General features: G+C 29.2%; 8 protein-coding genes. 4 read left to right on the plus strand and 4 right to left on the minus strand.

The window, feature by feature from the left end:
* Both ACTG3S_RS05650 and ACTG3S_RS05655 read right to left on the minus strand, forming a co-directional pair.
* Positions 1 to 235: sigma factor (locus ACTG3S_RS05650; RefSeq protein WP_439128393.1), on the minus strand; the 235-nt coding region annotated here is incomplete at its 3' end.
* Positions 236 to 612: 377 nt separating this feature from the next.
* Positions 613 to 1140: a hypothetical protein gene (locus ACTG3S_RS05655; protein WP_439128394.1), complete on the minus strand. Its 528-nt coding sequence runs from the start codon at positions 1138 to 1140 to the stop codon at positions 613 to 615.
* A gap of 116 nt (positions 1141 to 1256) precedes the next feature.
* Between ACTG3S_RS05655 and ACTG3S_RS05660 the strand changes: the two genes are divergently transcribed.
* The 4 genes from ACTG3S_RS05660 to ACTG3S_RS05675 all read left to right on the plus strand — a co-directional run bounded on the left by ACTG3S_RS05660 (position 1257) and on the right by ACTG3S_RS05675 (position 3618).
* On the plus strand, positions 1257 to 1760 hold the full coding sequence (locus tag ACTG3S_RS05660) for a GbsR/MarR family transcriptional regulator (protein WP_439128395.1): 504 nt from the start codon (positions 1257 to 1259) through the stop codon (positions 1758 to 1760).
* 422 nt (positions 1761 to 2182) lie between these two features.
* Positions 2183 to 2524: a hypothetical protein gene (locus tag ACTG3S_RS05665; protein ID WP_439128396.1), complete on the plus strand. Its 342-nt coding sequence runs from the start codon at positions 2183 to 2185 to the stop codon at positions 2522 to 2524.
* A gap of 5 nt (positions 2525 to 2529) precedes the next feature.
* Positions 2530 to 2898 (plus strand): hypothetical protein, encoded by a 369-nt coding sequence (locus ACTG3S_RS05670; RefSeq protein ID WP_439128397.1) that lies wholly within the window; start codon positions 2530 to 2532, stop codon positions 2896 to 2898.
* A 90-nt stretch (positions 2899 to 2988) separates the two neighbouring features.
* Positions 2989 to 3618, plus strand: a complete 630-nt coding sequence (locus ACTG3S_RS05675) for a hypothetical protein (protein WP_439128398.1) — start codon at positions 2989 to 2991, stop codon at positions 3616 to 3618.
* On the opposite strand, the gene ACTG3S_RS05680 is transcribed toward ACTG3S_RS05675, so the two are convergent.
* The gene (locus ACTG3S_RS05680; RefSeq protein WP_439128399.1) at positions 3615 to 4052 is read right to left on the minus strand and encodes an FKBP-type peptidyl-prolyl cis-trans isomerase; all 438 of its coding nucleotides are present in this window, start codon (positions 4050 to 4052) and stop codon (positions 3615 to 3617) included. The two genes, ACTG3S_RS05675 and ACTG3S_RS05680, sit on opposite strands and share 4 nt — an antisense overlap.
* A gap of 55 nt (positions 4053 to 4107) precedes the next feature.
* A partial coding sequence (locus ACTG3S_RS05685) for a methylmalonyl-CoA mutase family protein (protein ID WP_439128400.1) occupies positions 4108 to 7437 on the minus strand: 3330 nt, incomplete at its 5' end.

A 7437-nucleotide genomic window follows, 5' to 3' on the forward strand; every position in this document is an offset into this window, starting at 1 on the left:
TGGCTATTTCAAAAGCTTTTTTGGTGTTTTTCCAATAATCTAAAATAGAGTTTCTAGCCACTGTAAAACACCAAGATTTTATTTTAGACGTGTCTTTTAAGGTATGTAGTTTGGTGTGAATTTTAATAAAGGTATCTTGTAAAATATCATCTGCGATTGTTTCATTTTTTACTTTACTGATGATAAATCTTTTTAAATCTAGGTTGTATTTTATCCAAACTTGGTTTGTAGTCATTTAAAATGCGAAGTTTTGTCACCTAGAGTGGAGTAAAAAGTCTTTTTATTATAAAGATTTTTTTGACTCCACTAGAAATGACAAGTTTTTAATTATTTAGATGCTGAAACAGGTTCAGCATTCGTATTAAAACAAGTTATTAATACTAACAATTACAATTAGTACAAGTGCAGTTTACACAAGTACAATGTAAGCAGTTTCCTCTTTTGAAAGCTTCGCAGTCGCAAGTACAAATATTATTTTTCATGATATTTAATTTTATAGTTCATATAATAGACAAATAATAACTTAAAAAGATGCAATTATTTAGAAATATTTTATAAAATAGTTGTCGATACCATCAAGCAAAACCCAAAACCACTCGAACTGACAAGTTATTACTTCGATTTTGTACCCACAAAGTAATCAGATTTTACCTTAAACAATACGTTAAAAGTGGTTAAGCTTCCATAAATTCTGGTAATGTATTGTTGCAAATCTATTTTGTCTTGATCGTCTAAAGTTTTACTAGCGTTTATTTTTTGCTCCATTACACGAATTCTGTCTCTAACCATCACTATTTTATGAAAAAACGTATCAATAGGTATTTCTTTGTTTGATAAATTGCTGTCTTCTGGTTGTAAAATTAAGGTTCCTTTTTTCCATTTATCTGCAATTGGTGAAATTTCAGTAACATCAGACCATTGTCTTAAAATTTTTTTCAAACTACTTTCTAAATCCATAAAACTTACAGCATCAACTTCATTTTCAACAGCTTCAATAGTCTCAAATTCATCATTTAAAGGTATAGTTTCTAAACCGTTTTCTTGAAAAGTTACCCAATATTGTCTGCTGTCTACGTTGGTTACAACTCCAAAACCATATTCAGAATGATTAATTCTTGATCCAATTCCTAAGATTTTCATTTTTTTAGTTTCTTTTATTTGATTACAAAATAAAGGTAAGTACTATCCTTTTGATAATAAATTATTTTATTTTCAATAATTATTGAAAGTTTAGAAAATAATTGTATATTTGCTGTATGAAATTAGAGGAAGCAAAAAATAAATACATTCAAACTTGGGGAAGTTTAGCAACCTCTTGGGGCATAAACAAAACGATGGCACAAGTGCATGCATTGTTATTGGTGTCTACAAAACCATTATCTGCAGAAGATATTATGGAAGCGTTAAAAATTTCTCGTGGAAATGTAAACATGAACGTGAGAGCTTTAATTGATTGGGGAATTGTACAAAAAGAATTTGTAGTAGGGGAGCGTAAAGAATTTTTTGTGGCAGACAAAGATATTTGGGAATTATTTAAACAAATAACCAAAGAACGCAAAAAACGTGAGATAGAACCTGTTCTAAAAGTTTTAGACGAATTACAAGAAGTAGAAGATACTACTGAAGAAGGTGTTCAGTTTAAACAAGTTTTAGGAGATTTATCTTCTGTAACCACAAAGGTAAATGGTATTTTAGAAAAAGCGATAAAAGCAGATGAACATTGGTTATTATCAAACTTTACCAAACTCATTAAAAAGTAAAAAAATTTATAAATAAACTTTCAAATATTTCTGAAAGTTTTAAATATCAAAATTATGAAAATAAATATATTAATAATGACTTGGATCAATAGAATTTTAATGATTCCATTTTTAATTTCTCTTTTAATAGCAATTGTTGATCCAAGTTTCCTTTTTTACTCAATATATATTGCCTTTGCAATAGGTTGTTTTCAGGTTCTTTCCTCATTAATAGCAATTTTTTATTTTAAGAAAATAAAGAACTTTAAACTTATACTAATATATATGATATCAGTTATCTTATATTTTGTTAGTATTTTTTTATTCTTCGAGTTTGAAAGACAAATTATAAATAAGGATATAATTTTTATCATTTTTTGGACTATTCCTATTCCTTTATCACTTTTCTGGACTTATATTTTAGAATATTTAAAAATAGAAATATGAACCAAATTACCTACATTCTTTATATTTTAATATCAAGTTTTATTGTTATTTATGTTGGTAATTTTTGTTACAAAAATGGCAAAGTATACATTTTAAATTATTTTCCTGATGATTTAAATTTTGGGAATGGAATTAACAAATTACTACGAATAGCTTATTATTTATTGAATTTAGGCTTGGCAATATGGACTTTACAAGCTATGAGAGAAATTTATACAGTAGCAGAAATTATTTTAGAAATATCAAGTAGGCTTAGTTACATCATACTTATTATTGCAAGTCTACACTTTATTAATATTTATTCAGTTTATCTAATTTACAAACACTTTAAAAATTAAAAATTATGAACACTTCATTAGAGTTAATCGCCTACATTATTTATTTACCCATAGCAATCGGTTTAACAACTTTTGTTTCTCAACATTTATTTAAAAATAGCAAGATTTTTATGTTAGATATTTTTAATCAAAAAATAGAAATTGCAATGGCAACCAATAAACTTTTTAAAATTGGTTTTTATTTATTAAATATTGGTTTTGCATTAAGAATTATTTCAATTTATAGTTTGTCTGGTTATAAAGATTTAGTAGAAACATTAAGTGCAAAAATTGGAGGTTTTTCAATTTACTTGGGTATAGTTATGATTTTATTTATCGTTTTTTTCTTAAAAGGAAGAAAAGCAAGCAAACAAAATAACTTAAAAACACAATAGAATATATTTCTTTAAAGGTTTTATGACTTTAAATAAGTTATAAAACCTTTAAATCTTTAATTCTTATTTTAGCCACCTCAAAAAAAAAGCATGAAAAAATATTATTTTTTACTTTTAAGTATTTTTACAATTATCAACTTTTCGTCTTGTAAAGTTTCGAAAGAGTATGTACAATTTGTAACAAAAAAAGATGATATTAAAGAACCAGCTACCAAAAAAGTACTGGTTTTTTCTAGCAATACTGTTTCTGTAAAAGAGTTTAAAAAAACCTACGCTAAGAATTTTAAAGATGATAAAGGTTTTTCAAATAAATACATTAAAGATTTTTCTACAGTATTAAGAGAAAATAAGCTATTTTCTAATGTAGTTATAGACACTATAACTAGTAACTTTAACGATTTAAATAAAAATAAAGTAGATTATATAATTCATGTTTCTAATGTAGAAATTATGAATAGAGTAGAGTGGACACAAGGTGCAATGAACATGAATGGTGTGGGAATGCAAGCACCAACATCAACAGAATATTGTGTGATAAATGTAAAAGTTGAAGTTTACAATATCCAAAAAGACAAAGAAATAATAGAATTTGTTGCTATAGGAGAAGAGTCTGTATTTTTATTTGATTTTACTAAAACATTTAAAAAAGCCAAAGAAAGGTCTATAAACCATATTATAAATTACCTAAAATCTGGCAGAACTACCTATGATAAATATTAGTTAATTCTAATTAATCTAACTTCGAACACAATAACATCTCCACCCTTTATTTTACCAGAACCTTTATTGCCATAACCTAATCTAGAAGGTAAAATAAAAGTACCAGAACCATCTTTTTTTAAAAGTTGAACAGCCTCACTAAAACCAGGTATAACTCCAGTTAAATTAAATGTAGCATTCGAAGATTGGTCAAAAATATCACCATCTAAAAGATAGCCTTTGTAACTAACAGTAACATTAGAATTTACAGACGGAAATTCTCCAGAGCCAACGGTTTTTATATTGTAGTACAAACCAGAATTGGTTTTTTCTATATCTAAATTGTTTTCCTGTATATACGCCTGAATATCAATTTCATTTTGTGCATCAAAATTCTCATCACTAGAACACCCAAAAAGTAGGTTTACAAATAATAAAAGAAATATTTTTTTCATTTTTTAAAGTTGATAAATTTTAAGTCGCAAAAATAACTAACATAATCTAAATTCTCTACATATTTCTACGATACTGTCCACCAACTTTAAATAAAGCTTCAGTAATTTGTCCTAAAGAACACACTTTGGTGGCTTCCATTAATTTATCAAATAAATTTTCATTTTGAATAGCAGCTTCTTGTAAAATTTCAATCTGATTTTCAACACGTTTAGGGTTCGCTTTATTCAACAATTCTTTGGTTTTAATTTGTTGTTGTTTTTCGGCTTCTGTTGCTCTAATTACTTCTGCAGGTTGTACAGTTGGCGAACCTTTAGAACTTAAAAACGTGTTTACACCAATAATTGGGAAATCTCCATTGTGTTTTAAAGTTTCATAATACAAACTCTCTTCTTGAATTTTAGAACGTTGATACATGGTTTCCATAGCGCCTAAAACACCACCTCTTTCTGTAATTCTATCAAATTCATTTAATACAGCTTCCTCAACTAAATCAGTTAATTCTTCAATAATAAATGCACCTTGAATTGGGTTTTCGTTTTTAGATAATCCTAATTCTTTATTAATAATTAACTGTATAGCCATAGCTCTTCTTACAGATTCTTCTGTAGGTGTTGTAATGGCTTCATCATAGGCATTGGTATGTAAAGAATTACAGTTATCATTAATAGCATACAAAGCTTGTAATGTTGTTCTTATATCATTAAAATCGATTTCTTGTGCATGTAAAGAACGCCCAGAAGTTTGTATATGGTACTTTAACATTTGTGCTCTTGGGTTGGCACCATATTTATTTTTCATGGCTTTAGCCCAAATTTTTCTTGCAACTCTACCAATTACAGAATATTCTGGGTCAATTCCGTTAGAAAAGAAAAAAGATAGGTTAGGACCAAATTTATTGATGTCCATTCCACGACTTAAATAATACTCCACATAAGTAAATCCGTTAGATAAAGTTAAAGCTAATTGTGTAATAGGGTTTGCACCAGCTTCTGCAATATGATAACCAGAAATTGAAACCGAATAAAAGTTACGTACCTGTTTTTCAATAAAATATTCTTGTACATCACCCATTAAACGTAAGGCAAATTCTGTAGAAAAAATACACGTATTTTGTGCTTGGTCTTCTTTTAAAATATCTGCTTGTACAGTACCTCTTACTTGCGCTAAAGTATCTTTTTTTATTTGTTGATACACTTCTGATGGTAAAACTAAATCACCTGTCAAACCTAGTAACATCAAACCTAAACCGTTGTTTCCTTCAGGTAAATTTCCTTGATATTTGGGTCTATCTAAACCTTTAGCATCATAAATCTCTTTAAATTTTGCTTCTACATCTGCTTCTAAATTATGTTCTTTAATGTATTTTTCACAATTTTGATCAATAGCTGCATTCATAAAAAAACCTAATAACATAGGTGCAGGTCCATTAATAGTCATAGAAACAGAAGTCATATTGTGGCTTAAATCGAAACCAGAATACAATTTTTTTGCATCATCTAAACAGCATATAGAAACCCCTGCATTCCCAATTTTACCATAAATATCAGGTCTTTTACCAGGGTCATTACCATATAAAGTAACAGAATCAAATGCAGTTGATAAACGTTTGGCGTCCATACCCAAACTCACGTAATGGAAACGTCTGTTGGTTCTTTCTGGGCCACCCTCGCCAGCAAACATTCTTGTAGGATCTTCCCCTGTTCTTTTAAAAGGATATAAACCTGCTGTGTACGGGAATTCTCCAGGCACATTTTCTTGTAAATTCCAACGTAATAAATCTCCCCAAGCTTGGTATTTTGGTAAAGCTACTTTCGGAATTTGTGTATGAGAAAGCGATTCGCTGTGTGTTTGTATTTTTATTTCTTTATCTCTTACTTTAAAAGAGTAAATAGGGTCTTTGTATTTCTGAACCTTTTCTTGCCAGTTTAAAATAATTTCCCAGTTGTATGGGTTTAAGTTCATTTTTACTTTTTCGAATTGAGCCAAAAGTAATTTAACGAATTCTTTATCTTCTGTTAATTCACTTACAATCTCATCAGAATCTAAACCAGATTTTGTTAAAAGAGACTTCTCGACTGCGCTCGAAGTGACATTCGTTAAAGAAAGTATCGTTTGGTAAATACCATATAATTTCTGCGCAACAACAATTTGCTCATCAACATCCTTGTCATAAGCTCTGTTGTTTTCTGCAATTTCAGATAAATAACGTACTCTTGCTGGAGGAATAACAAAGATCTTTTCAGACATTGCTGTTGTAATTTCCATTTTAGAATGTAAATCAGCTTCCGTTTTTTCTACTAATTTATCCATAATACGTTTGTATAACGTATTCATTCCTGGGTCGTTAAATTGTGATGCAATAGTTCCAAATACAGGCATGTCATCCATATGAACATCCCATAAATTATTATTACGCATGTATTGCTTTTTTACATCACGAATGGCATCTAAAGCACCTCTTTTGTCAAATTTGTTGATAGCCACTAAATCTGCAAAATCTAACATATCAATCTTCTCTAATTGCGTGGCTGCTCCAAATTCTGGAGTCATCACATATAAAGAAGTATCGGAATGTTCTATAATTTCTGTATCAGATTGTCCAATACCAGAAGTTTCTAAAATAATTAAATCGAATTCAGCAGCTTTTAAAACTTGTACTGCTTCATTCACATATTTAGATAAAGCTAAGTTAGATTGTCGTGTTGCCAAAGAGCGCATGTAGACACGTTCGTTATTAATGGCGTTCATACGAATTCTATCACCTAACAAAGCACCACCTGTTTTTCTTTTTGAAGGGTCTACAGAGATTAAACCCACTGTTTTTTCTGGAAAATCAATTAAAAATCTTCGTACTAATTCATCTACTAAAGATGATTTTCCAGCACCACCAGTTCCTGTAATTCCCAAAACAGGGGTTTTAGAATTTATATTTTTTTCATGAATTTTATCTAAAGTATCTTTTGCTACTTTAGGGAAATTTTCTGCAGAAGAAATCACTCTTGCAACTGTACCTGATTCTTTTTTTGATAATTTTTCTAAATCGATATTTAAAGTATCTCCAATTGCAAAGTCAGATTGTTCTACTAAATCATTTATCATGCCTTGCAAACCTAACTCGCGACCATCATCAGGAGAATAAATTCGAGTAATTCCATATTCCATCAATGCTGCAATTTCTTCAGGAAGAATTACACCACCACCACCGCCAAATATTTTAATGTGTCCAGCACCTTTTTGTTGCAGTAAATCAAACATGTATTTAAAATACTCATTATGTCCACCTTGGTAAGACGTCATCGCAATTGCATTTGCATCTTCTTGTATGGCACAATTAACCACTTCTTCTACAGATCTATCATGCCCTAAATGAATTACTTCTACACC

It is taken from the genome of Polaribacter sp. (assembly GCF_965656025.1).
Lineage (GTDB): Bacteria > Bacteroidota > Bacteroidia > Flavobacteriales > Flavobacteriaceae > Polaribacter.